This window comes from Cyanobium sp. ATX 6A2 (assembly GCF_024346355.1).
In the GTDB taxonomy this organism is placed as follows: Bacteria; Cyanobacteriota; Cyanobacteriia; order PCC-6307; family Cyanobiaceae; genus NIES-981.
Genome location: NZ_JAGQCU010000002.1, coordinates 189,896 through 214,251, shown reverse-complemented (window position 1 = coordinate 214,251; position 24,356 = coordinate 189,896). Strand labels below are relative to the sequence as shown.

Sequence of the window (24,356 nt, the reverse complement as noted above, 5' to 3'; positions counted from 1 at the left end):
AAGCTCCCTATGGTCGGGCCTGAGCCCAGTGATGCGATGACCAGCGGCCTGCTGCAGGGGACCGATCTGGCCAGCGATCTGCTCGCCGTGCGCGCCCGCAGCCTGGAGCTGATCGCACCCCTGGAACCGGAGGACCTCTGCCTCCAGGGCATGGCCGACGCCAGCCCGCCCAAGTGGCACCTGGGGCACACCACCTGGTTCTTCGAGCAGTTCGTGCTCAGGCCCCTGCTGCAGGCGGGGCTGCCCCTGGCCTACGAGCCCGCCCCCGAGGCCTGGGGGTTCCTGTTCAACAGCTATTACGACGCCGTTGGCGAGCGCCATCCGCGGCCCCAGCGCGGCCTGCTCAGCCGGCCGCCGATCGCCGCCGTGCTGGCCTGGCGAAAGCGTCTGGATGCCGCCCTGGGGCAGCTTCCCGCGCTGCTGGAGCGGCTCGAGCCCAGCCGCGCCGTGGCGCTGCGGGAGCTGCTGGAGCTGGGGCGCCAGCACGAGCAACAGCATCAGGAACTGCTGCTGATGGACCTGCTGGACGGCTTCAGCCGCAACCCCCTGGCCCCCGCCTACGACACCGGCCCCGATGGCCCCGAAGCGCTCTGGCAACGGCGGCTGGCAGCCTGGATCGATGGGGCCGGCTCCGGCCCTGGCAAGACCTGGCTGGGCTGGCCTGGCGGGCTGGTGGAGATCGGTCACGGCGGGGGTGGGTTCCACTTCGACAACGAGGCGCCCCGCCACAGGGTGTGGCTGGAACCCTTCTGTCTGGCCCCGACGCTGGTGAGCAACGGCGACTACGCCGCCTTCATCGCCGACGGCGGCTATCGGCGACCGGAGCTGTGGATGAGCGAGGGCTGGGCCGTGTGCCAGCAGCGGGGCTGGAGGGCGCCGCGCTACTGGCGCGGGGAGGCCGAATTCACCCTGGCCGGGCTGCAGCCGCGGCAGGCCCGGGCGCCGGTGCGACACCTGAGCTGGTTCGAGGCCGACGCCTACGCCCGCTGGGCCGGTGCCCGGCTGCCCAGCGAGGCTGAATGGGAGCTGGCGGCCGCCGCCCAGGCGCCGGCGGGGGGGCTACCCCAGGCCGATGGACTGCTCTGGCAGTGGACCGCCAGCCCCTACCGCCCCTACCCGGGCTATGGGCCGGCCGCCGGCGCCGTGGGCGAATACAACGGCAAGTTCATGAGCTCCCAGTTCGTGCTGCGCGGCAGCGGCTTCCTCACCCCCGCGGGTCACGAGCGCGCCACCTACCGCAACTTCTTCCCCCCCGCCTGCCGCTGGATGGCGGCCGGCCTGCGCCTGGCCCGTAACGGCCAGCCCCCCCTCAGCGAACCGTTTCCGGCGCCATGAACCTCACCACCCAGCGCCCGCGGCTGATCGACCTGCATCCGGCCCCGGCCGACATCAGCGCGCTGGTGCGAGCGGGCATGGAGCGCCGGCCGCGGCAGCTGCCCGCCTGGCTGCTCTACGACGCCGAAGGCTCGCGGCTGTTCGAGGCGATCTGCGAGCAGCCGGAGTACACCCTCACCCGCACCGAGGTGGGGCTGCTGGAGTGCTCAGCGGCGGCGATCGCGGCGGCGATCGGCCCGCCACCCCCGGTGGTGCTGGAATTCGGCGCCGGCAACGACCGCAAGGCCGGTCCCCTGCTGGACGCCCTGCGGCCGCCCGCCTACCTGGCCCTGGACATCAGCCGCAGCGCCCTGGAAGCCACCTGCGCCGCCCTGCAGGCCGGCCACCCCGCCACCCGGGTGCTGGGGGTGTGCTGCGACTACAACGCCCAGCCGGCCCTGCCGCCCCTGCCCGAGTTGGCCGGCCAACGCCGGCTGGGCTTCTACCCCGGCAGCTCGATCGGCAACTTCGATCCGGCCGAGGCCCGCCGCTTGCTGGTTCAGTTCCGGCGCCTGCTGGGGCCCGGCGGCCTGCTGCTGATCGGCATCGACCAGCCCAAGGCGGTGCAGCGCCTGGAGGCCGCCTACGACGATGCCGCCGGCGCCTCGGCGGCCTTCGCCCTCAACCTGCTGGCCCGCCTGAACCGGGATCTGGAGGGCGACTTCGACCCCGCCGGCTTCCGCTACCGGGCCCGCTGGCAGCCCGAGCAGAGCCGCATCGCCATGGCGCTGGTGAGCCAGCGCCCCCAGACGGTGCGGCTCGCCGGTGGCCGCTGGAGCTTCGCCGCCGGCGAGGAACTGATCAGCGAATACAGCGTGAAGTACACCCCGGAGGCCTTTCTGCAGCTGGCCGCCGAGGCGCTCTGGCGGCCGCTGGGCCGCTGGAGCGACACAGCCGCGGATCTGTCCCTGCATCTGCTGGGCCAGGCAGACTCACCCTGAGCCCTGCCCCAGCCGCCATGTCGAGGGAAGACCAGCGCCAGGCCGTGCGCCAGCTGCGCGAGGGCCTGATCGCCCAGCTCGAGCAGCTCTACGCCGCCAGCTTCGAAACGCTCGCCAGCCAGAACCTGGGCGAGGGCGGCGTCGCCCGCCTCACCCAGCTGCTGCTGCGCTCCCGCGAGGCGGCGATCACCCCCCTGCAGGAGGAGATCGAGGCGCCCCTGATCACCCGTGCCCCCGGCCAGGCCCCCGGCCCAGCCGCCGAACCCCCCGCCCAGCCATGACCGCGAGCGACTGGTTCAGCCGCCTGGAGGCGCAGCTCGAGGAGCAGCTGGAGTCGTTTCTGAGCGCCAACCCCGAGCAGGAGCGGCTGCTGCGCCAGCAGGAGCGGCTGGAGCGGCAACAGCGCCTGCGCCGCCGCCGCATCGACCTGCAGACGAGCGCCGAGCAGACCCGCTCGGAACTGCTGCACCTGGCCGGCGAGATCGGCGAGTGGGAGGGGCGGGTGGGGCGGGCCCGCGCCGCCGGTGCCGGCGAGCTGGCGGAGCGGGCCGAGCTGCACGTGGCCGAACTGCGGGCCCGGGGCCGTGACCGCTGGCAGGCCCTGGGGGAACTGGGTGTGGCCTTCCGCAAGCTGGAGGCCGAGCTCAACGCTCCCACCGAACATGAAACCAGCGTCCGAAACGAAGCCCAGGCCGAGGCCCAGGCCAACCCCAAGCTGAACCTGGATCAGGCCTGGGCCGATTTCGAAACCCAGCAGGACCTGGAGCGGCTGCGCCGCAACCAGGGCTGATCCGGCCAGACCCCTCGGCGATGGGTTTCCTGCTCTCCAAGCTGCTGCCGCTGCTGCTCTACCCCCTGGGGCTGGGCCTGAGCCTGGGGGTGGCGGGATGGCTGGGCCGCAGGCGGCGCTGGGGCCCCTGGCTGGGGGCCGGCGGGCTGGGGGTGATCTGGCTGTTCGCCATGCCGCTCACCAGCCGGCAGCTGATCTGGGGCCTGGAGGAGCGAGCCGCGGCCCTGGTGCCGGAGCCGATCCCCCAGGCCGACGCCGTGGTGGTGCTGGGCGGTGGCCTGCGGCCGCCACTGCCACCACGAGCCGGGGTGGAGGTGGCCGAGGGCGGCGACCGGCTGCTCACCGGTGTGCGGCTGTTGAACCAGCAGCGGGCGCCGCTGCTGGTGACCAGCGGCGGCAGTGTGAGCTTCACCAGCGGCGATCCGGCCGCCCCGGAGGCCATCTGGGCCCGGGATCTGGCCGAGGAGCTGGGGGTGCCCCCCGAGCGCATTCTGCTCAACCCGCACTCGCGCACCACCGCCGAGGAAGCCCGGGACATCGGTGAGCTGGGCCGCCAGCGCGGCTGGCGTCGCATCATCCTGGTGACCAGCGCCTACCACCTGCCCCGCTCCCTGAAGAGCTTCGAGCGGCGCAGCGGCCTGGAGGTGATTCCGGTGGCCTGCGACTTTCAGCTGCCGGAGCGGGCCCAGTTCGGCGCACCCACGGCGGCCAGCCTGGTGATGGATCTGCTGCCCAGTGCCGATGCCCTCGAACTCAGCACCGTGGCAGTGAAGGAGCACCTGGGCAGCCTCGCCTACCGGCTGAGGGACCGCCGGCCAGCGCTCATGCCTTCGGAGCCGGGGGCACCAGGCTGACGCCCTCCGGCGGCGGGGTGGGGTCGGGATCGGCGATCAGCATGTGCTGCAGCACGATCTCCGGACGTTCACTGTCCCGCCAGCGGATGCGATAGGCGGGCATCTTCGTGCCCCGGCTCGTGGTCTGCTCCACGGGTTCCATCACCCAGCCACGGCGTGAGCGACCCTGAGGGTTGCGCTTCACGACCGCATCCGCATGTTGGAAGCGAAAACCAACGCGCTCGCCACTCATGGAATCGTTGCCCCTGGGGGGAGATTGGCTACCGGAGCCATTATCCCATTGCGCCCTCTCAGGCCCCCTCTCCGGTGCCCGGTGAGGCCTCCGGACGCAGCAGCGGGAAGGCGATCACATCGCGGATCGAGGCGCTGTCGGTGAGCAGCATCGCCAGCCGATCGATGCCGATGCCCAGGCCGCCGGTGGGTGGCATGCCCACCTCCAGGGCCTGGAGGAAGTCTTCGTCCACCCCCTGAGCCTCCAGGTCGCCGGCGGCCCGGCGCTGCTGCTGGGCCTCGAGGCGCTGGCGCTGATCCACCGGATCGATCAGCTCGCTGAAGGCGTTGGCGGTTTCGCGACCCACAATGAACAGCTCGAAGCGCTCCACCAAGCCCGGCTTGCTGCGGTGGGCGCGGGCCAGGGGGGAGTTCTCCACCGGGTAATCGAGCACGAAGGTGGGCTGCACCAGGGTGTCCTCCACCCGCTGCTCGAAGGCCTCCACCAGCAGGCGGCCCACGGAATCGGCCAGGGCCGGCACCTCCAGCCCCTGCGCCTCCATGGCGGCCGCCGCGTCCGTGCGGCTGGCGAAGGCGTTGAAATCGAGGCCGGTGGCCTGCTGCACCAGGTCGTGCATGGTGACGCGGCGCCAGGGGGGCGCCAGGTCGATGGCGGTGCCCTGGTAGGTGATGCGGGTGTCACCGCACACCTGACGGCACACCGCGGCGATCAGCTCCTCGGTGAGCATCATCATGTCGGTGTAGTCGGCATAGGCCTGGTAGACCTCCACCGAGGTGAACTCAGGGTTGTGGCGGGTGCTCACCCCCTCGTTGCGGAAGATCCGGCCCAGCTCATACACCCGCTCGAAGCCACCCACCACCAGCCGCTTGAGGTGCAGCTCGGTGGCGATGCGCAGGGTGAGCGGCAGGTCGAGGGTGTTGTGGTGGGTTTCGAAGGGGCGGGCATCGGCGCCGCCGCTCACCGTCTGCAGCACCGGCGTCTCGATCTCCAGGAAGCCGTGCTCATCGAGCCAGCGGCGCATGGCACTCACCAGCAGGGCACGGCGGCGGAAGGTCTCCCGGGTGTGGGGCGAGACGATCAGATCCAGATAGCGCTGGCGGTAGCGCTTCTCCACATCAGCCAGGCCGTGCCACTTGTCGGGCAGGGGCTGGAGCGCCTTGGTGAGCATCTGCCAGCCCGTCACCTTCACCGACAGTTCGCCGCGATCGGTGCGCCGCAGCGTGCCCTGCACCCCGATCAGATCGCCGGCATCCACCAGGCTGGTGATCTGAGCAAAGGCCCCGGGCGGGGGCGCCTCCGGGTTGGCCGCCTCCAGGGTGGCCTTCTCCAGAAACAGCTGGATCGGGCCGCTCTCATCCACCAGGGTGAAGAAGGCCAGCTTGCCCATCACCCGCCTGGTCATCACCCGGCCGGCCACCGCCACGGCCACGTCGCGCTCCTGGCCGTTGGCCAGATCGGCATGGGCGGCCTGCAGCTCGGCAGTGCGATGGCTGGGCTCAAAGCGCAGGGCGTAGGGGCCCTGGCCCAGCTCCGCCAGGGCAGCGGCCTTCTGCAGGCGGATTTCGCGCAGCTCCGACACGGGGGCGGGAAGGGTTCGGCAGGCAGCCATCCTGCAGGACGGGGACGCAGGGCGGGGGCGCCCCGGGGGGCTGCTTCAGCCGGCGGCCACCATGCCGCCGTCCCCGAAACGCTGGGAGGCATAGCCGGTGCCGCGCACCGTGAGGATCAGCTCGGGGTTGCGGGGATCGGGCTCGAGCTTGCCCCGCAGCCGGGCCACGTAGACGTCGACCACGCGCAGGTCGGCGGCGCGGCGGGGCGGATAGCCCCAGAGCTGCTCGAGGATCTCGGCCCGGGGCACCACCCGGCCGGGCTCGCGGAACAGCAGCTCCAGCAGGCTGAACTCGGTGTAGGTGAGAGCGATGCGGTCGCCGTCGCGGGTGACCTGGCGGCGGTTGGTGTCCACCACCAGATCCCCCACCCGCAGCACGCCATTGCCGCTTGGCAGTTCGCGTGGCTCAGTGGAGGCCGAGCCCCGGCCCACCCGGCGCAGGATGGTGGCGATGCGGGCCTCGAGTTCCTTGGGGCTGAATGGTTTGGGCAGATAGTCGTCGGCCCCGAGATCCAGGCCCGACACCCGCTCGGCGATGGCATCGAGGGCCGAGAGAAAGATGATCGGCACGCAGGATTCGGCCCGCAACCGGCGGCAGACCGCAAAGCCGTCGAGCTTGGGCATCATCACGTCGAGCACCACCACATCGGGCTGCTCCTGATGAAACAGGCTGATGGCCTCTTCGCCGTCCTCGGCGCACACCACCCGGTAGCCAGCCAGCTGCAGGCGCATCAGCAGCACCCGGCGTACGGCCGCTTCGTCGTCGACCACGAGCACGGTGGCCTTGGGATCGCCCGATGGGGTGGGCCTGTCCGCCGAGGGCATGGGCAAGGCACCAACGGTATGAAGTTTCGCAACCCTACCTTTCTATGGGTCACGGGTGCCCGTCTGCGCCAACACCAGAGGGGGGTAACAGGCGAGGCTTAAGGGTTTTTCAAGGCCAGCGGGCCTCGCTCCGTCAGGGCCAGCGGGCCTCGGCGTAGCGGTTCCACTCCCGCTCCGCTTCCGCCAGGGCCCGGTCGCTGTCCACCTGGCCCAGCATCGCCCGCTGCAACTGGGTGTACACGATCGCCTGCAGGCGCTTGATGCCCGGGATCGCCGGCACCAGCACCCGGGCGCGGCGCAGGGTGCGGGCCGAGAGCAGCCGGGCCTGCTCCACCAGCTGGCTGGCCGGATCGCCGCCGGCGGGCCGGGCCAGCGACGCCTCCAGCTGGCGGAGAGCCTCCCGCGACGAGGGCAGCACCCGGGCCTCCTCAGCGAAGGCCAGCTGATTGGCGGCGTTGGTGAGAAACAGCCCGAAGCTCACGGCCTCGGCGGCCATGGCGCTCTGGCGGGGCACCACGAGGTTCATCACCGCCACGTTGGCGGCGTCGTCCTCGCCGGTGATCGGCGGGAAGGGGGCGGTGTCGCGGGCGATGCCGGGGGCGTTGGTCTGCAGGTTGCGCAGGAAGTCCGGCCCGGTGGCCACCAGGGCCAGATCACCGGCCTGGTAGAGCTCGATGGCGCGGCGGAAGCCCTGGCTCACCACTTCGCGCGGCAGCAGCTCGCGGCGGTAGAGCTCGCTCCAGAACTGGAAAGCCTCCCGCCCGGCCGGACTGTTGAAGGCGGCGCGGCGGCGCCCGTCGAGCAGCTGCACGCCCATCTGCACCAGGGTCTCCAGCAGTTCCGCGGAGTCGTCCGGCACCACCGTCATGAACAGGGCGTAGCGCCCGGTGCGCCGCCGCACGGCCTCCGCCCAGGCCGGCACATCCCGCCAGCGCCGGGGCGGGGCGCTGCTGCCCGCCTCGGCCAGCAAGCGGCGGTTGGCCATGCCGATGCGGGCGGTGAGATACCAGGGAATGGCGAACTGGGCGCCGTCCTGGCCACCCGCCTCCCAGATCGCGGGCAGATAGCTCGCGGCGGCCTCGGCGCTCACCAGGGGCGCCAGATCCAGCAGCCCTCCCTTGCTGGCCAGATTGGCGGCGAAGGGGGGATTGAGGTTCGCCAGATCGGGGGCGGTGCGGGCGAACACCGAGGCCAGCAGCTTGCGCTCCACCGATCCCCAGGGCACATCGGTCCAGCGCACCCGCTCGGCCCGGTTGTCGCGCTCCCAGGCGGCGATGACGCCGCCCAGATAGTCGTTGAAGCGGGGGGCCAGATCGAGGGTCCAGAGGTTGAGCTCACTCCGGCCATCGCCCCGGCCCCCAGGCCGGCCGCAGGCCGCCAGGCCGGCCGATCCCCCCGCCAGCGCCAGCAGGCGCAGCAACCGCCGGCGGGGCATCGTCAGGCTGGACATCGGATCAGGCGGCATCGGCTGGCTGGAGTTCGGCTGGCGGTGGCTCGGCTGGCGGGGGTATCGGCATCAGCTGCGCAACCCCGGGGCCAGCTGGCGCCAGAGCAGCAGTTGCAGTGAGCACAGCATCGGTGCCAGCAGACCCGTGAGCAGGGTCTGGGCCAGCAGCGTGTGCACGGCCGCAGCGCTGGAGAGCCCCCACAGCAGCTGCTGCAGGGCCAGCGAAGCCCCCAGCAGGGCGGTGCCCAGCAGGGCCAGCAGGCCGAGGCTGAAGCTGCGCTCGATCGGCGGCCGCCGGCTCCCCAGCCGGCCCCACCACCAGCCCAGCAGGGCCAGCACGGGCAGCTGGGTGAGCGGGCCGGGATGGAGGCCATCGAGCAACAGCCCCAGCACCACCCCCAGCAGGGCGCCGGAGAGGGGGCCGTCCACCAGGGCCCAGGGCAGCAGCCAGAGCACGGCCCAGCTGGGCGGCACTCCGGCCAGCTGCAACGGGGGTGGCGCGGCCAGCACCAGCAGGGGCACCAGCAGCACGGTGGCCAGGGTCCAGCGCTGGCGCGCCAGGCCGCTCACGGCGCCGTCACCCGCACCTGCACCCAGTCGATCGCCTCGGCCGGCGCGCTCAGCTGCACCACCGCCTCGGGGGCCGGCACCGCCTGGTCATTCACGCTCTGCACCACGCCCACGGTGAGATTCGGCGGCAGCAGGGTGCTGGCGGGGGACGTGGTGACCACATCGCCAGGCCGCACCCCCACGTCCTGCTGGATGAAGCGCAGCAGGGGGCGATCGGTGCCCTGACCCACGAGCATGCCGTGGTGGCGCACCCGGCCCACCCACACGCCCACGCGGCTGGAGGAATCGGTGAGCAGGGTGACGGTGGCGGTGGAGGGGGTGACGCTGACCACCCGGCCCAGCAGCCCGCCCGGGGCGAGCACCGCATGGCCACTGTCCAGCCCCTGCAGCGAGCCGCGACCGATCACCAGCTGCTGCCACCAGCCCTGAGCCTGGCGGGAGATCACCGGGGCGCTGAGCAGCTCGCCGGAGCCGGCCTGGAGCTCGAGCAGCTCCCGCAGGCGGCGGTTGTCGGCCTCAAGCTGCTCGAGGCGGCTCTGCTGATCGAGCTGCTGGGCGGCTCGCAGCCATTCCGACTGGGCACTGCCCGGCCAGAAGGGACGGCTGAACAGGGCGAAGGCATCGCTGAGGAACGCCCCCTTGCTGAGGCGCACAGCCGCCACGGCGGCGAACACCAGCAGCCACGGCCAGGCTGCCTTGACCCCGCGCAGCGGCGGGAGGCGCAGCCCGCGGCCAGGCGACTGCATCAGACTCAGGCCATCTGGCGCACGAAGTCAGGGGTGTCGAGCACGCGCTCGAGGCGCTTGTAGTCCTCCAGCACCATGCCGCAACCCTGCACCACGCAGAGCAGGGGCTCTTCCGCCACGTGGGTGAGGATCCCGGTTTCGTGGCTGATCAGATCGGAGATGCCGCGCACCTGGGCGCCACCACCGGCGAGCATGATGCCGCGATCCACGATGTCGGCCGCCAGCTCGGGGGGGGTGCGTTCGAGCGTGCGCTTCACCGCCTCCACGATCACGTTCAGCGGTTCGGCCATCGCCTCGCGGATGTCTCCGGCGCGCACGTTGATGGTGCGCGGCAGGCCGGAGAGCAGGTGCAGGCCGCGCACATCCATCGAGGTCTCGTCGTGGTTTTCGTCGGGAAAGGCCGAGCCGATGCGGATCTTGATGTCCTCGGCGGTGCGCTCGCCCACCACCAGGTTGTGCACCTTCTTGAGGTACACGCCAATGGCGTCGCTGAGCTCATCACCGGCCACCCGCACCGATTCGCTGAGCACGGTGCCGCCCAGGGAGAGCACCGCCACCTCGGTGGTGCCGCCGCCGATGTCCACGATCATCGTGCCCACGGGCTCGGTGACCGGCAGGCCGGCACCGATGGCGGCGGCCACCGGCTCATCGATCAGGTGCACCTCGCGGGCGCCGGCCAGGCCGGCCTCGCGCACGGCGCGGCGCTCCACGCCGGTGACGCCGCTGGGAATGCCGATCACCAGCCGCGGCGCCACGATGCCGCGCCCCTCATTGCCCTTCTGAATGAAGCTTTTGATCATCTGCTCGGCGGCGTCGAAGTCGGCGATCACGCCATCGCGCAGGGGGCGCACCGCACGGATGTTGCCGGGGGTGCGACCCAGCATCATCTTGGCCTCATTGCCTACGGCCAGGGGCACGCCCCTCTCGAGATCGAGGGCCACCACCGAGGGCTCCTGAAGCACGATGCCCTTGCCGGACACGTACATCAGGGTGTTGGCCGTTCCCAGATCGATGCCGATGTCGCGGGAGAACTGAAAGCGACGGAAAAACACGTGGCAGCAATGGGCCGGCAGGCGTCGAATCATAGGTGGGTGTTACAGCCCCTTCCCGGCGGTGGCACTGGGACAACAGTGGCGCCAGAGACCGGATTCCGGCTCCGGGTGCCGCATCATTGATCCCTACGAACGAGGACACACGCCATGGGCGTCAACTCCATCACCCTGGTGGGCCGGGCCGGCCGCGATCCCGAGGTGCGCTACTTCGAATCCGGCAGCATGGTGGCCAACCTCACCCTGGCTGTGAACCGCCGCAGCCGCGACGACGAGCCCGACTGGTTCAACCTCGAGATCTGGGGCAAGCAGGCCCAGGTGGCGGCCGACTATGTGCGCAAGGGCTCGCTGCTGGGCATCATCGGCAGCTTCAAGCTCGACCGCTGGACCGACCGCAGCAGCGGCGAGGAACGCACCAAGCCGGTGATCCGCGTGGATCGGCTGGAGCTGCTGGGCTCCAAGCGCGACAGCGAGGCCGCCATGGCCGACTCTGGCAGCTACGGCGGTGGCGGCAGCGGGGGCTTTGGGGGCGGTGAGCCCAGCGAGGAGGAAGTGCCGTTCTGAGCGCCTGCGCCGTGGCGCGCACATGGGGTCGCCGGCCGCGCTGACGCGACGGCCGGCTCCGCCCATCGACGCGCCACGGCGAGCCGGGGGTTGGCTTGGATGCCGGAGCAGACACCAGGGCCAGGCCTGCCCCAGCCCCACCGAACCCGCCTGGTCAGCCCGCATGAGGGCGGCGTCCGGCCCCAGGCCGGTGGCCGCCCGACGCGGGCTGACCAGGCGGCACCTCAATAGCGGTAGTGGTCGAGCTTGTAAGGCCCCTCCACCGGCACGTTGATGTAGGCCGCCTGCTCGGACGTGAGCTCGGTGAGCCGGGCGCCGATCTTCTCGAGGTGGAGGCGGGCCACCATCTCATCGAGGTGCTTGGGCAGCACGTACACCTGGTTGCCGTACTGCTCGCGCTTGCTGAACAGCTCGATCTGGGCCAACACCTGGTTGGTGAAGGAGTTGCTCATCACGAAGCTGGGGTGGCCTGTGGCGCAGCCCAGGTTCACCAGGCGGCCCTCGGCCAGCAGGATGATCCTGTTGCCGGAGGGCAGCACGATGTGATCCACCTGGGGCTTGATGTTGTCCCAGGGGTACTGCTTGAGGGAGGCCACATCGATCTCGTTGTCGAAGTGGCCGATGTTGCACACGATCGCCTGATCCTTCATCCGGAGCAGGTGCTCGTGGCGGATCACCCTGAAGTTGCCCGTGGCGGTCACGAAGATATCCACATCGCCCACCACCTCGTCGAGGCGCACCACACGGTAGCCCTCCATGGCCGCCTGCAGGGCACAGATCGGGTCGATCTCGGCGATCATCACGGTGGCACCCAGGCCCCGCAGCGACTGGGCTGAGCCCTTGCCGACATCGCCGTAGCCCATCACCAGGGCCACCTTGCCGGCCACCATCACATCGGTGGCGCGCTTGATGCTGTCCACGAGCGATTCGCGGCAGCCGTAGAGGTTGTCGAACTTGCTCTTGGTCACCGAGTCGTTGACGTTGATCGCCGGGAAGGGCAATTCGCCACTCTTCTGCATCTGGTAGAGGCGAGCCACACCCGTGGTGGTTTCCTCGGTGACCCCCTGGATGGCGGCGTGGATGCGGGAGTAGAAGCCGGGCTGGGCGGCCAGCTTCTGGCGAATGCTGTGGAAGAGGGCGGTTTCCTCCTCGTTGGAGGGATTGTCAAGCACCGAAGGATCGCTCTCGGCCTTGGTGCCGAGCACCACCAGGCCGGTGGCGTCGCCGCCGTCATCGAGGATCATGTTGGGCGTGCCGCCATCGCCCCACTCGAGGATGCGATGGGTGAAGGCCCAATACTCATCCAGGGTTTCACCCTTGTAGGCGAACACGGGAATGCCGGCGGCGGCGATCGCGGCGGCGGCGTGATCCTGGGTGGAGAAGATGTTGCAGCTGGCCCAGCGCACTTCGGCCCCGAGGGCCACCAGGGTTTCGATCAGAACGGCGGTCTGGATCGTCATGTGCAGCGAACCCGCAATGCGGGCGCCCTTGAGGGGCTGCTCGGCGCCGAACTTCTGGCGCAGGGCCATCAGGCCCGGCATCTCGGTTTCGGCGATGGCGATCTCCTTGCGGCCGAAGTCGGCCAGGCCGATGTCGGCGATCACGTACGACGACGTGCTCTGCAGGGCAGACGCGCGGGACGCTGCGGCGGGTGTGGCCACCATGGATTGTTGCTCCGGGGGGTACGGCTCGCTCCCGGCTGGGAGGGCGTTGGAAAGTTCTGCGGAGACGCCGAGGCTTCGGGCTCGCTGGGGGGCAATCTACCGAGAGCATCCCAGGCGCCGTGAACCGCAATCGCCCGCACGGAGGCACCCCACGACCGTCCGCCAGCGGCTCCCGGCAGCACTGGCGGCTGGTGGATGCGGCGGCCACCCAGGCCCTGGGCCGGGAACTGGCGGCCCGGCTGCTGGCGGCCCGGGTGCCGGAAGGCACAGGCGTGCCCCCCGCCCTGATGCTGCAGGGGGATCTGGGGGCAGGCAAAACCTGCCTGGTGCAGGGGATCGCGGTGGGGCTTGGCATCGCCGAGCCGATCACCAGCCCCACCTTCGCCCTGGCCCAGCACTACAGCGGTGTACTGCCAAACGGCACACCCACGGCGCTGGTGCATCTGGATCTCTACCGGCTGGAGCAGCCGGCCGCCGCCGAGGAACTGTTCGCCCAGGAGGAGGAGGAGGCCGGGGAACTGGGGGCGCTGCTGGCGGTGGAGTGGCCGGGGCGGCTCAGCGCCCTGCCGCCCCAGGCCTGGCTGCTGGAGCTGGAGCTGGCCGATCCCGCCAACCCCGAGGCCGGGCGCAGCGCCGCTCTGCACTGCCCCACCGGCCTCAACGGGCCCGGCTGAGCCAGGCCTGCACCTCGGCGGCGGTGGGCTGGGGATCGATGGCACCGGCCCCCTGGCACACCAGGGCCCCGCAGGCGCTGGCGAAGCGCATCAGCTCCCCCAGGCCCGGTTCATCGCCGCCGCCCAGCAGTTCGGGGCGGGCGCAGAGACCGTGCAGCAGGCCGGCACTGAAGGCATCGCCGGCACCGGTGGTGTCCACCGCGGCCACCGGGAAGGGAGCCAGCTCGCCGGTGGCCTCCCCCCAGCACCAGCGCACCGGGTTGGCGCCATCGCTCACCACCACCGCCGGCCGGCCGGGCAGGGAGGCGCTGAGCAGGGCGGGATCGTCGCTGCCACACAGCCACAGGGCCTCCTCACGGGCGCACTTGATCAGAGCCGCCCGCTCCAGCAGGGGCTGGCAGCGGCAGAGCTGCTGGGCATCGGGACCACTGGCCGGATCGGCGGCCGGATTCCAGAACGTGGGCCGCCAGTTCACATCCACCGCCACGGCCACACCGGCTGACGCGGCCCTTGCCAGCGCCAGCTCCTGGGCCGCCGCCGCCGCGGGCGAGGCCAGGGGGATGGTGCCGGTGAGCAGCCAGCGCGCCGACGGCGTCAGGCCGTCAATGGCAGCCTCCAGCTGGGGAGCGTCGAGGGCCTGATCGGCGAAGCCCGTCCCCCGCTCGCCCGCGAAGCCGCCGAACTGGCGCTCCCCGGCGGCATCGCGGCGCACCAGCACGATGCGGCTGGGCCGCTCGGTGTCGCGCTGCAGGCCGGTGGTATCCACCCCGCGGCTGGCGAACAGGCGGGCGAAAGCCTCGCCGATGGCATCGCTCCCCAGCCGGCCCAGGAACGCCGCCGGCGTGCCCAGACGGGCCAGGGCGCAGGCCACATTGGCGGGGGCGCCACCAAGGCGGTCGTCGCTGGTGGCGGCGGCAGGCTCGCCGCCGGGGGGGCCGAGCCGATCCACCAGCGCCTCACCGAGGCAGAGCACCTGGGGCGCGGCAGGTGGGGGTGTGGCCATCCGGCGGTGAGGCGACAGCCCTCACCCTGGCCCGGTTCGCCGCCCGCGCCAACGGCTTGGTCCTGATGACACCGGCGTCAGGCAGCGGAACGGCCGGCGTGGGCAGCACGGCCAGGCTCCAGCCCCAGCCGCGCCTGCAGGGCCGCGATGATGCGGGCGTTGGCGGCGGGGAAGGGAAACTCTTCGAGCTGCTCGGGCCGCACCCAGCGCACCTGCTGGGAGGCCAGGGGTTGGGGCTCACCGCTCAGCCAGGTGCACAGGTGCACCACGAAGCGCAGCCGCTTGTGGCTGTAGGCGTGCTCGAGGCTGATCAGCTCCTCGCCCACCTCTGCCTCGATCGCCAGCTCCTCGCGCAGTTCACGTTCAATCGTGGCCACGATCGGCTCGCCGGGCTCCTGCTTGCCGCCGGGGAACTCCCACAGCCCCCCCAGCAGGCCCTCGTTGAGCCGCTGATCGATCAGCACCTCGCCGGCGCCGTTGCGCACCACGCCCACACCGATCACCTGAAACGGCAGCTCACGCGGGGCATCCTTCACGGGGTAGGCGGCGGGGGCGCCGGAAGCGTAGGCAGCGCAGTGCCCCCGCCAGGGGCAGGCGCCGCAGCTGGGATTGCGCGGCGTGCAGAGCGTGGCGCCCAGGTCCATCAGCGCCTGGTTGAAGGCCCGGGGCCGCTGCGGATCGAGCAGCAGCTCACTCAGTTGCCACAGCCCCTTGAGCTGCCGCGCCGGCGGCCGCGGGCTGGCGATCAGGCGCGCCAGCACCCGCTTGACGTTGCCATCGAGGATCGGATGCGGCAGATCAAAGGCCGAGGAGAGGATGCTGCCGGCGGTGCTGCGGCCGATGCCGGGCAGGGCCAGCCAGCCCTCGAGCGCGCGCGGCCAGGGGTCGGTGGTCGACCCACCAGGAGCAGCTGCCGCCTCCCGCAGCTGGCGCGCACCCTGGTGCAGGCGCCTGGCGCGGGCGTAGTAGCCCAGGCCCTGCCAGAGCAGCAGCACGTCGTGCTCCTCGGCCGCCGCCAGAAGCTCCAGACTGGGAAAGGCCGCCATCCAGCGCCGCCAGTAGGGCAGCACCACCTGCAGCTGGGTTTGCTGCAGCATCACCTCCGCCACCCAGATCGGATAGGGATCGAGGGGCTCAGTGCCGCCAAAGCGGCCGCCGTGCACACACACCATCCACGGCTTCTGCTCCGGGTGGCGCCGGCCATGGGCCTCCCACCAGGCCAGGAGCTGCTGCCGAAGCACAGGAGCGTGTGCCGCCAGCGTCACGTCAAACCGGTCCAGATCAGCGCCTCCTCAGTGCTCCCGATGTTGGCCGCCGGGCCCCAGCTCAGGAGGCTGCGGCCCCACCACCACAGAACGCCACGATGCGTCCTCTGGATCAGGGCGAGTCCGCGCCTGGCTTAAGGACGCAGTCGACCAACGGCATAACCAGCCATCAAGCCCACCGCCGCCCTCTGGCGAACCCAATCGATGCCCACGGATCCGCTCACAAGAAGTGCGCAGGCCGCAAGGGCAATGTCAAAACTGATGCTGCGGCGACGGTCCGATTCGGCAGCCTTCAGCAGTTTCGCCTCGCCAGGCGGCTGGGGAGGGATGCGATCCGACCCTTCAATCTCGCGCTCAAGGCGCTTGAGCTCGTCGGCTGCGCTCATCTGTGAACTCTGCACCCCGGCTGTCGGCGATTCTGATCGCCAAGACGATGGTGGTGGGCCAGGCCGCGGGGCATGTCTCCATCCGGTCCTCCAGAGTCCCAGTGACGCGCCATCCCATCACGGGTGCAACTATCAACGAAGAGCGGCGGCACCCACGCAGCGAGCAACAGTCTTAGACCCGCTCAACCTTCTTCACCGACCTTATTTTTGCGGACGGGTCATCACTCTTCCAGAAGGCGTGCATCGTGTCGCTGAGCAAAGCCATCGAGAACGGCATCCTCCTGGCTGTGAGAGTCCAAGTGGAGATCTCATGCTGGCCAGCTGAGAGCTTGCCCATCAGAAACAGGATGCTCCCAGACTGACGGTATGGGGAATGACAACTCAGGATCATGAGCTGAACGGGGCCACATTCGGCTCCTTTGAGCCGCTCCAGCCGGGCTCCGGGAACGCCAAGGGCGGACTGCCACCCCCCAGGCACCCACAGCATTCACGTTCTGGACAAGCCGATGCAGGCCCCATCAGCACCCCACCCCAACCCACGCCCCCATGTCGCCACAGATGCCGCCGCAGGTTTCTCCCCATCGCCAGCAGGCCGCCCCGCTCCGCGGCGCCGCGGCCATCCCCACTGGCCTGGCCCTGAGCCTGCTGTTGCTGAGCGCGGCCACGCCCGCCCAGGCCGGGAAGGCCAAGCCGGTGGAGAAGGTGCTGGGTCCGCTGCCGGCCAGCTGGGTGGGCGAGATCCCAGGGGCCTCGGGCCCGATCCGCTGGCAGGTGGATCTGGAGGCCGACGGCACCTACCAGCTGCGCCAGACCTACCTGAAGCGCGAGCCGGAGCGCGGCTTCGACGACATCGGCCGCTGGCAGCTGGACTCCGATGGACGCCTGGTGCTGCGCGGAGGGCGCGAGGCGCCGGTGTTTCTGGAGCCGATGGGGCGCGGCCGCCGGCTGCGCAAGCTCGATCTCGAGGGCGAGCGCATCCGCTCCCCGCTCAACGACCGGCTCAACCGCCTGAGCGAACCCCAGCCGATCGATCCAGAGCTCAACCTGGTGGGCCTGTTCCGCTACCTGGCCGACGCCCCCAGCATCGAGCTCTGCGCCACCGGCCGCACCCTGCCGGTGGCGATGGAAGCCGACTACCTGCCGCTGGAGCGGGCCTACCTGCAGAGCGAGGCCGCCGGAGCGCCACGGCTGGCCACCCTGGAGGGGCTGATCACCACCCGCCCCTCGATGGAGGAGACCCAGCCGCCCCGGCGCACCCTGGTGGTGGAGCGCTTCAACAGACTCAGCGATCAGAAAACCTGCCCCGGTGCGGAGACGCTGCCCCTGCGGGGCACCAACTGGCGGCTGCAGAACCTGGAGGCCGCAGGAGGGTCGCAGCAGCCCCCCGCCGGCGGCCGGCAGGTGGAGCTGCTGTTCGATCCCGACAGTGAGCGGGTGAGCGGCAGCGGTGGCTGCAACCGGCTGATGGGGGGCTTCGAACTGGAGGGCGACAGCCTGCGCTTCTCACCGCTGGCCAGCACCAAGATGGCCTGCACGCCAGCGGTGATGGACTTCGAGACGGATGTGTTCCGCGCCCTCGAGCAGGTGCGCGGCTGGCGCATCGAGGGCACGGGCCTGACCCTGCTGGGGGAGGGCGGCACTTCCCTGCTGCGGTATCAGGCCGAAGCGGAGCAGGCGGCCGACTAGGCGCTGCGGGCCGGTTGGTCGCGCAGCTGCAGCAGGTCGTCGATGATCAGCTCGGCGGCCCGCTCGGCCGCATCCAGAAAGGGCAGCAAGGTGCGGTGGGCCCCCATGAACTCCAGGCGGGCCACCTCGGCCTCGTCGTGGGCGGTGGCGATGAAGTGCCCCCGGAAGCCCGCCGTGGCCAGGCCGTGGCGGATGGCAGCGTTGGCCTCCAGGGACGGCAGGGTGCTCACCACCACCGTGGCGGAGGAGAGTGGCAGGCTGGCGGTGAACTCGGGGTCTTCGGAATCTCCGTACTGCACCGGCAGCCCCTGGGCGGCGGCCAGGCGCAGGGCCTGGGGATCGAAGTCGATGCCCAGCAGCGAGAGGTTGTGGGGCTGGAGCTGGCGGTGGATGGCGTTGCCGAAGCGACCCAGGCCCAGCAGGATCACATCCACCCGGGCCGGCCCGGAGGAACTGCCGGCGATTTCGCTGAAGTGGTTGTCGCGCTCGAACAGCCGCAACGGCCCCTGCAGCCACTGGTAGAGCCGGTCCGAACCCAGGATCATGTAGGTGGAGAGGGCGATGGTGATCACGCCCACCAGGGTGATCAGGCTCAGCTCCCCATCTCCCAGCTGGCCCAGCTGCAGGCCCAGGGCCGCCAGGATCAGCGAGAACTCGGAGATCTGGGCCACGGTGAGGCCCGCCAGCAGGCCGGTGCGGCGGCGGTAGCCCATCGCGCCCATGATCGCCACCACGATCAGTGGGTTGCCCACCAGCACGAACACCGACAGCACCAATGCAGGCCAGAGCTGCACCCCGGCGGCCGAGAGGTTGAGGCCGGAGCCGAGATCGATGAAGAAGAACAGCAGCAGGAAATCGCGCAGACCGGTGAGCCGTGAGGCGATCGCCTCGCGATAGGCGGTGGAGGCGATGGACACGCCGCCCAGGAAGGCCCCCACCTCCTTGCTGAAGTCCACGGCGTCGGCCAGGGCGGCCAGGCCCACGGCCCAGGCCACGGCGAACAGCACCAGCAGCTCCTGGTTGGCGGCCAGGCGGCCCAGCAGGGGCGGCATCACCCAGCGCATGGTGGCGGCGGTGCCGACCACGAAGGCGCTGCCCACCAGCAGCAGGCGCACGGCCTGGGCGGCGACACCACCGCCGGCGTCAGTGGCGAAGGAGGTGAGCAGGATCATCGCCAGAATCACGGCGATGTCCTGCACCACCAGGAAGCCCACCGCGATCCGCCCGTGCAGGGAGTCGATCTCCCGCTTGTCGGAGAGCAGCTTGACGATGATGATCGTGCTGGAGAAGGTAAGGCACACGGCGATGTAGATCGCCTGCACCGGTGCGAAGCCCAGGCCCAGACAGAGCAGAAAGCCGAACAGCGAGGTGAACGCAATCTGGCCGAGCCCGGTGGCCAGGGCCACGGGCCCCACCGAGCGGATCAGACCCACGTCGAGCTTGAGGCCCACCACAAACAGCAGCACCGAGATGCCGATGCTGGACAGCAGCTCCAGCTCACTGCCGCCAGAGGTCCAGCCCAGCAGGGCAGGCCCGGCGACAATGCCGGTGAGGATGTAGCTGATGATCAGGGGTTGGCGCAGCTTCAGGCCCACCACTCCGATCACGCCGGCCAACATCAGGATCGCCGCCAGCTCGTGAAAGATGTTGGTGAACATCATCGCCTGGAAGCACCGCTGAAGAGAGGCCAGGCTGAGCTGCCAGGCAGCTCAGCTCAGCGCACCGATTCTGTGCCAGGCGGCCTCAGCTGGCGACGTAGGCCTCCACCGCCTCACCGAGCTGGCGCAGCCGGGCCAGGGCATCCCGCTCGAGGTTGCGCACCCGGTCGCGGCTGATGCCGATCACCCGGCCGATGCCGGTGAGGCTCATGGGCTCGGTGCCCTCCGGCACATCGGAGCAGGGGATGCCGTAGCGCATCTTCAGCACCCGGCCCTGCAGGTCCGGCAGCTGCTCCAGCAGCGCCCGCAGGTCGCCCTTCAGGCACTCCCCATCCACCCGCTCCTCCGGCAGCTCCTCATCCCCAGCCAGCAGCTCCAGCAGCTCCGTGTCCTCCCCGTCGCCCACCTTCGTCTCCAGGCTCACCGGCTGCCGCGCACGGCACAGCAGGTCCTTCACCTCCTCCTCAGGCAGCTCCACAAACTCCGCCAGTTCCGTCACCGTCGGCGTCCGCCCCAGCGTCTGGCTCAGCTCCCGCTGACCCTTCTTCAGCTTGTTCAGCGTTTCCGTGATGTGGATCGGCAGCCGGATCGTGCGGCTCTTCTCCGCAATCGCACGCGTGATCCCCTGCCGGATCCACCAGTACGCATACGTACTGAACTTGTAGCCGCGGGTGGGGTCGAACTTCTCCACACCCCGCACCAGCCCGATCGTTCCCTCCTGGATCAGGTCCAGCAGTTCCATGTTCCGCTTGGTGTATTTCTTCGCCACGCTCACCACCAGACGCAGGTTCGCCGCCACCATCCGCTCCTTCGCCCGACGCCCCGCCTGCAGACGCTTCTTCAGCAGCTGCGGGCTCATCCCCGCCGCCGCCGCCAGCTCACTGGCGCTCGGGGCGCTGCCACCGGCACGCATCGTCAGTTCCTGCTCGATCTCCTCCAGCCCCATCAGCTCCTGCACCTGACGGCCCAGGGTGATCTCCTGCTCATGGGACAGCAGCGGCACCCGGCCGATGTCGCGCAGGTAGCTGCGCACCAGGTCGCCATCGGCGGCGGGGTGGGAGCGGGCTTTGGGGGCAACGGAGAGCTTGCGCTCGGAGCCGGAGGCGGGTGCGGCGTTGGGGGCGCTGCTCTGGTCAGTTCCGGGACGGTCCTGGACGTAAGCCACTGCGGGGGTCATGGCGCTTGGCTTGAAGTTCCGTAAAGCCTAACCTGAAGAAGTGTGAACGACCTCTCATCTGACGGTTCGGATTGCCACAGTGCCTCCCGAGCTGGCACCGGCATCACAGGCCGATCTGAGCACGGAGCAGCCAGGCGGCGGTGGAGAGGTAGATGAACACCCCGGCCACATCCACCGCGGTGGTGATGAACGGCGCCGACATCAGCGCCGGATCCAGGCCCATGCGGTTGAACAGCAGGGGCAGCGAGGCCCCGGCCAGGGCCGCCAGCACGCTGATGGCGAGCAGACTCACGGCCACCGCCATGGCCACCAGGGCACTGCCGCCCATCACCCAGGCCCAGGGCAGCACCACCACCGCCAGCAGCAACCCGAGCAGGGCGCCGGCCACGGTTTCGCGCAGCACAGCCCGGCCCAGGCCCAGTTGCATGATCCGCTGGGTGCTGAGGCCTCGGATCACCACCGTGGAGCTCTGGGCGCCCACGTTGCCGCCGGTGCCGATCAGCAGCGGAATGAAGGCCGCCAGCACCACCAGCCGCTCCAGCACCCCCTGCTGGCTGGCGATCACCGCCGAGGTGCCCGAGTTGGCCACCAGCAGCACCAGGAGCCACACCACCCGCCGCCGGGCCACCGCGAACAGACTGCTGCGGAAGTAGTCGTCCTCATCGCCCGCCTGCACCGCTCCCGCCGCATACAGGTCCCGCGTCGCCTCCTGCTCGATCACGTCGATCACGTCGTCCACCGTCACGATCCCCACCAACCGCTGCTCCCGGTCCACCACCGGCATCGCCAGAAAGTCGTACCGCTGAATCGCCCGCGCCACCTCCTCCTGGTCCGTGTCCGTGCTCACGCTCACCACATCCCGCGTCATCACATCCCCGATCCGCGTCTCCGGATCCGCCACCACCAGATCCCGCAGCGACAGAATCCCCGACAGGTGACGTGATCCGTCCGTCACATACAGCGAATACACCGTCTCGGTGTCCCGCGCCCGCCGGCGCACCAGATCCAGCGCCTGGCCCGCGCTGTGAAACTCCTTCAGGTCGATGAACTCCGTTGTCATCAACCGACCCGCCGTCTCCGGCGCATACCCCAGCAGCTGCGCCGTCACCCGACGCTCCGCCGGGCTCAGTTCCGCCAGCAGCCGACGCACCACCTTCGCCGGCAGTTCATCGAACAGCCGCGCACGGTCGTCCGGTGACATCTCCTCCACCAGCTCCAGCACCTCTCCCGAGCGCAGACGCTCCAGCAGGCTCTGCTGCACCTCCACCGGCAGATACTCATAGATATCGATCGCCTCGTCCTTCGGCAGCAACCGGAACGCCAGCGCCTGCAGCGTCATCGGCAACCGCCCGATCGCCTCCGCCGCGTCCACCTCCTGCACCGGCTGCAGCAGCAGCTTCGCTCCGTCGTAGTTCCCCGCCTGCAGCAGCGCTTCCAGTTGCGACGCCACCACCACGGCGACGTTGGCGTTGGCCGACGTGGCGCCGAGCTCGCTCGACAGGGTGCCGGGGGTGCGGCTCATGCGTTCTCCCCCAGGCCCGGCAGCAGCCAGCGGGCCGTGCGCAGGTAGATGACCACGCCGGCCACATCCACGGCCGAGGTGATGAACGGCGCCGACATCAGCGCCGGATCCAGCCCCATGCGGTTGAACAGCAGCGGCAGGGCCGAACCGGCGATCGCCGCCAGGGTGGTGATTGCCACCAGGCTGAGGCCGGTGGTCCAGGCCACGTGCGGATCGCCGCCCACCTGCCAGGCCCAGGGCACCACCGCCGCCATCAGCATCAGGCCGAGGATCAGGCCGGCGATGCCCTCGCGCAGCACGGTGAGGCGGCGGCCGTTGATCAGCAGCTGCTGGGTGCTGAGGCCGCGGATCACCACCGTGGAGCTCTGGGCGCCCACGTTGCCGCCGGTGCCGATCAGCAGCGGAATGAAGGCCGCCAGCACCACCACCCGGCTGAGGATGTCCTCCTCACGGGCGATCACCGCGGCCGTGATGCTGTTGGCCACCAGCAGCACCAGCAGCCACACGATGCGGCGGCGCACCACCGTGAACAGGCCGGCCTGGAAGTAGTCGTCCTCATCGCCCGCCTGCACCGCTCCCGCCGCATACAGGTCCCGCGTCGCCTCCTGCTCGATCACGTCGATCACGTCGTCCACCGTCACGATCCCCACCAACCGCTGCTCCCGGTCCACCACCGGCATCGCCAGAAAGTCGTACCGCTGAATCGCCCGCGCCACCTCCTCCTGGTCCGTGTCCGTGCTCACGCTCACCACATCCCGCGTCATCACATCCCCGATCCGCGTCTCCGGATCCGCCACCACCAGATCCCGCAGCGACAGAATCCCCGACAGGTGACGTGATCCGTCCGTCACATACAGCGAATACACCGTCTCGGTGTCCCGCGCCCGCCGGCGCACCAGATCCAGCGCCTGGCCCGCGCTGTGAAACTCCTTCAGGTCGATGAACTCCGTTGTCATCAACCGACCCGCCGTCTCCGGCGCATACCCCAGCAGCTGCGCCGTCACCCGACGCTCCGCCGGGCTCAGTTCCGCCAGCAGCCGACGCACCACCTTCGCCGGCAGTTCATCGAACAGCCGCGCACGGTCGTCCGGTGACATCTCCTCCACCAGCTCCAGCACCTCTCCCGAGCGCAGACGCTCCAGCAGGCTCTGCTGCACCTCCACCGGCAGATACTCATAGATATCGATCGCCTCGTCCTTCGGCAGCAACCGGAACGCCAGCGCCTGCAGCGTCATCGGCAACCGCCCGATCGCCTCCGCCGCGTCCACCTCCTGCACCGGCTGCAGCAGCAGCTTCGCTCCGTCGTAGTTCCCCGCCTGCAGCAGCGCTTCCAGTTGCGACGCCACCACCACGGCGACGTTGGCGTTGGCCGACGTGGCGTTGGCGGCCGTGGCCTGGGATGTCGCGCCGTTCGCCTCGCCCATCGCCAGTTGTCAGGGCCCTGCGAGTTTATGGGCCGCCGCGGGCCGGGGCACACGAACCCGAGAGCTAACGTCGGCAGGTGTGAACCCGATGCTCTCGATGGCGCTGAACGCGAGTGATGTGGTGGTGCGCGATAGCCGCGGCGCCGAACGGCGGCTTGGGGAGTGGGGCGGCCAGGTGCTGCTGATCGTGAATGTGGCCAGCCGCTGCGGCTTCACCCGCCAGTACGCCGGGCTGCAGAAGCTCCAGGACACCTACGGGCCCAGGGGCTTCAGCGTGCTCGGCTTCCCCTGCAACGACTTCGGCGGCCAGGAGCCGGGGAGCTTGGCGGAGATCCAGCAGTTCTGCTCCAGCACCTACGGCGCCGACTTCCTCCTGTTCGACAAGGTGCACGCCAGCGGCGCCAAGACCGAGCCCTACAGCACCCTCACCCAGGTGGAGCCGGCCGGGGATGTGGCCTGGAACTTCGAGAAGTTTCTGATCGGCAAGGACGGCACTGTGCTGGGCCGCTTCAAGAGTGCGGTGGAACCGGATGGCGCCGAACTCACCACAGCGATCGAGGCGGCGCTGGCGGCCTGATCCTCAGCCGGCCAGCCAGCCCCGGCGCAGACCGGCGACGGTGGGCAGTTCTACCTGCAGCCAGCGCTCACCGCCGGGCTGCTGCCAGCGGCGCAGCACCCGCAGGGGCACCCCGGCTTCGGTGCTGCTGATCGTGGGCGCCTGGTGGCGCGGGGCACAGCGCAGCGCCTGGGGCACCACCGAGAGCAGGGGCTCCCGGCTCTGGCGGCGGCGCAGTTCCGGCAGGCGCCAGTCGGCCCCTCCGGCCGGAAGACCGGCCGGGGCCACCAGGGCGAACCCCAGCAGGGCCGCCACACGCCAGGGGGCGACCGCGGTCATT

At 70.5% G+C, this 24,356-nt stretch carries 25 protein-coding genes; 9 read left to right on the top strand and 16 right to left on the bottom strand.

Annotated elements, in window-relative coordinates; genetic code table 11:
* The first annotated feature begins 36 nt into the window (after positions 1-36).
* The 5 genes from egtB to KBY96_RS03675 are packed head-to-tail and all read left to right on the top strand — an operon-like array spanning position 37 to position 3,959.
* Positions 37-1,335: an ergothioneine biosynthesis protein EgtB gene (gene egtB, locus KBY96_RS03695; RefSeq protein ID WP_254977858.1), complete on the top strand. Its 1,299-nt coding sequence runs from the start codon at positions 37-39 to the stop codon at positions 1,333-1,335.
* Complete coding sequence (egtD, locus tag KBY96_RS03690) at positions 1,332-2,315, top strand: L-histidine N(alpha)-methyltransferase (RefSeq protein ID WP_254977857.1); 984 nt, start codon at positions 1,332-1,334, stop codon at positions 2,313-2,315. The genes egtB and egtD overlap by 4 nt, the downstream gene beginning before the upstream one ends.
* Before the next feature lie 17 nt (positions 2,316-2,332).
* A complete protein-coding gene (locus KBY96_RS03685) occupies positions 2,333-2,596 on the top strand; it encodes a hercynine metabolism small protein (RefSeq protein ID WP_254977856.1) in 264 nt (87 codons plus the stop codon).
* Positions 2,593-3,105, top strand: a complete 513-nt coding sequence (locus tag KBY96_RS03680; protein ID WP_254977855.1) for a hercynine metabolism protein — start codon at positions 2,593-2,595, stop codon at positions 3,103-3,105. The genes KBY96_RS03685 and KBY96_RS03680 overlap by 4 nt, the downstream gene beginning before the upstream one ends.
* 20 nt (positions 3,106-3,125) lie before the next feature.
* Positions 3,126-3,959, top strand: coding sequence for a YdcF family protein (locus KBY96_RS03675; protein WP_254977854.1), 834 nt, complete (start codon positions 3,126-3,128; stop codon positions 3,957-3,959).
* Here the strand turns inward: KBY96_RS03675 and KBY96_RS03670 are convergent.
* The 7 genes from KBY96_RS03670 to KBY96_RS03640 all read right to left on the bottom strand — a co-directional run bounded on the left by KBY96_RS03670 (position 3,928) and on the right by KBY96_RS03640 (position 10,440).
* The gene (locus tag KBY96_RS03670) at positions 3,928-4,191 is read right to left on the bottom strand and encodes a hypothetical protein (RefSeq protein ID WP_186698038.1); all 264 of its coding nucleotides are present in this window, start codon (positions 4,189-4,191) and stop codon (positions 3,928-3,930) included. The two genes, KBY96_RS03675 and KBY96_RS03670, sit on opposite strands and share 32 nt — an antisense overlap.
* 58 nt (positions 4,192-4,249) lie before the next feature.
* Positions 4,250-5,770: a lysine--tRNA ligase gene (gene lysS, locus KBY96_RS03665; RefSeq protein ID WP_254977853.1), complete on the bottom strand. Its 1,521-nt coding sequence runs from the start codon at positions 5,768-5,770 to the stop codon at positions 4,250-4,252.
* 75 nt (positions 5,771-5,845) lie between these two features.
* Positions 5,846-6,625 (bottom strand): response regulator transcription factor RpaB, encoded by a 780-nt coding sequence (rpaB, locus tag KBY96_RS03660; RefSeq protein WP_254977852.1) that lies wholly within the window; start codon positions 6,623-6,625, stop codon positions 5,846-5,848.
* A gap of 133 nt (positions 6,626-6,758) precedes the next feature.
* Positions 6,759-8,075, bottom strand: a complete 1,317-nt coding sequence (locus KBY96_RS03655; protein WP_254977851.1) for a sugar ABC transporter substrate-binding protein — start codon at positions 8,073-8,075, stop codon at positions 6,759-6,761.
* Between the two features lie 66 nt (positions 8,076-8,141).
* On the bottom strand, positions 8,142-8,642 hold the full coding sequence (mreD, locus tag KBY96_RS03650) for a rod shape-determining protein MreD (RefSeq protein ID WP_254977850.1): 501 nt from the start codon (positions 8,640-8,642) through the stop codon (positions 8,142-8,144).
* Positions 8,639-9,388 (bottom strand): rod shape-determining protein MreC, encoded by a 750-nt coding sequence (gene mreC / locus KBY96_RS03645; protein ID WP_254977849.1) that lies wholly within the window; start codon positions 9,386-9,388, stop codon positions 8,639-8,641. The genes mreD and mreC overlap by 4 nt, the downstream gene beginning before the upstream one ends.
* 5 nt (positions 9,389-9,393) lie before the next feature.
* The gene (locus KBY96_RS03640; RefSeq protein WP_315859463.1) at positions 9,394-10,440 is read right to left on the bottom strand and encodes a rod shape-determining protein; all 1,047 of its coding nucleotides are present in this window, start codon (positions 10,438-10,440) and stop codon (positions 9,394-9,396) included.
* Between the two features lie 147 nt (positions 10,441-10,587).
* On the opposite strand from KBY96_RS03640, the gene KBY96_RS03635 reads away from it, so the two are divergent.
* The gene (locus KBY96_RS03635) at positions 10,588-11,001 is read left to right on the top strand and encodes a single-stranded DNA-binding protein (protein ID WP_254977847.1); all 414 of its coding nucleotides are present in this window, start codon (positions 10,588-10,590) and stop codon (positions 10,999-11,001) included.
* A gap of 224 nt (positions 11,002-11,225) precedes the next feature.
* Here the strand turns inward: KBY96_RS03635 and ahcY are convergent, their stop codons facing one another.
* On the bottom strand, positions 11,226-12,665 hold the full coding sequence (gene ahcY / locus KBY96_RS03630; RefSeq protein WP_254977846.1) for an adenosylhomocysteinase: 1,440 nt from the start codon (positions 12,663-12,665) through the stop codon (positions 11,226-11,228).
* A 188-nt stretch (positions 12,666-12,853) separates the two neighbouring features.
* Here ahcY and tsaE point away from each other — a divergent pair, with 188 nt between their 5' ends.
* On the top strand, positions 12,854-13,339 hold the full coding sequence (gene tsaE, locus KBY96_RS03625) for a tRNA (adenosine(37)-N6)-threonylcarbamoyltransferase complex ATPase subunit type 1 TsaE (protein ID WP_254977906.1): 486 nt from the start codon (positions 12,854-12,856) through the stop codon (positions 13,337-13,339).
* Here tsaE and KBY96_RS03620 read toward each other — a convergent pair.
* The 3 genes from KBY96_RS03620 to KBY96_RS03610 form a co-directional block, all read right to left on the bottom strand.
* Positions 13,323-14,342, bottom strand: a complete 1,020-nt coding sequence (locus KBY96_RS03620; RefSeq protein WP_254977845.1) for a carbohydrate kinase — start codon at positions 14,340-14,342, stop codon at positions 13,323-13,325. The genes tsaE and KBY96_RS03620 overlap by 17 nt on opposite strands.
* Positions 14,343-14,419: 77 nt before the next feature.
* Complete coding sequence (mutT, locus tag KBY96_RS03615) at positions 14,420-15,607, bottom strand: 8-oxo-dGTP diphosphatase MutT (protein WP_254977844.1); 1,188 nt, start codon at positions 15,605-15,607, stop codon at positions 14,420-14,422.
* Positions 15,608-15,741: 134 nt separating this feature from the next.
* Positions 15,742-15,993, bottom strand: a complete 252-nt coding sequence (locus KBY96_RS03610; protein ID WP_254977843.1) for a hypothetical protein — start codon at positions 15,991-15,993, stop codon at positions 15,742-15,744.
* 546 nt (positions 15,994-16,539) lie between these two features.
* Here KBY96_RS03610 and KBY96_RS03605 point away from each other — a divergent pair.
* Positions 16,540-17,679, top strand: a complete 1,140-nt coding sequence (locus KBY96_RS03605; protein WP_254977842.1) for an META domain-containing protein — start codon at positions 16,540-16,542, stop codon at positions 17,677-17,679.
* Here KBY96_RS03605 and KBY96_RS03600 read toward each other — a convergent pair.
* The 4 genes from KBY96_RS03600 to mgtE (KBY96_RS03585) form a co-directional block, all read right to left on the bottom strand.
* A complete protein-coding gene (locus KBY96_RS03600; protein ID WP_254977841.1) occupies positions 17,676-19,337 on the bottom strand; it encodes a cation:proton antiporter in 1,662 nt (553 codons plus the stop codon). The two genes, KBY96_RS03605 and KBY96_RS03600, sit on opposite strands and share 4 nt — an antisense overlap.
* Before the next feature lie 85 nt (positions 19,338-19,422).
* The gene (locus tag KBY96_RS03595; protein WP_254977840.1) at positions 19,423-20,514 is read right to left on the bottom strand and encodes an RpoD/SigA family RNA polymerase sigma factor; all 1,092 of its coding nucleotides are present in this window, start codon (positions 20,512-20,514) and stop codon (positions 19,423-19,425) included.
* A gap of 103 nt (positions 20,515-20,617) precedes the next feature.
* Positions 20,618-22,036 (bottom strand): magnesium transporter, encoded by a 1,419-nt coding sequence (gene mgtE, locus KBY96_RS03590; RefSeq protein WP_254977839.1) that lies wholly within the window; start codon positions 22,034-22,036, stop codon positions 20,618-20,620.
* A complete protein-coding gene (gene mgtE / locus KBY96_RS03585) occupies positions 22,033-23,460 on the bottom strand; it encodes a magnesium transporter (protein WP_254977838.1) in 1,428 nt (475 codons plus the stop codon). Before mgtE (KBY96_RS03585) ends, mgtE (KBY96_RS03590) begins: the two co-directional genes overlap by 4 nt.
* A gap of 97 nt (positions 23,461-23,557) precedes the next feature.
* Between mgtE (KBY96_RS03585) and KBY96_RS03580 the strand changes: the two genes are divergently transcribed.
* On the top strand, positions 23,558-24,037 hold the full coding sequence (locus tag KBY96_RS03580; RefSeq protein WP_254977837.1) for a glutathione peroxidase: 480 nt from the start codon (positions 23,558-23,560) through the stop codon (positions 24,035-24,037).
* A 3-nt stretch (positions 24,038-24,040) separates the two neighbouring features.
* Here KBY96_RS03580 and KBY96_RS16250 read toward each other — a convergent pair whose 3' ends face one another.
* Positions 24,041-24,355, bottom strand: coding sequence for an SH3 domain-containing protein (locus KBY96_RS16250; protein WP_261358032.1), 315 nt, complete (start codon positions 24,353-24,355; stop codon positions 24,041-24,043).
* Position 24,356: the final 1 nt, after the last annotated feature.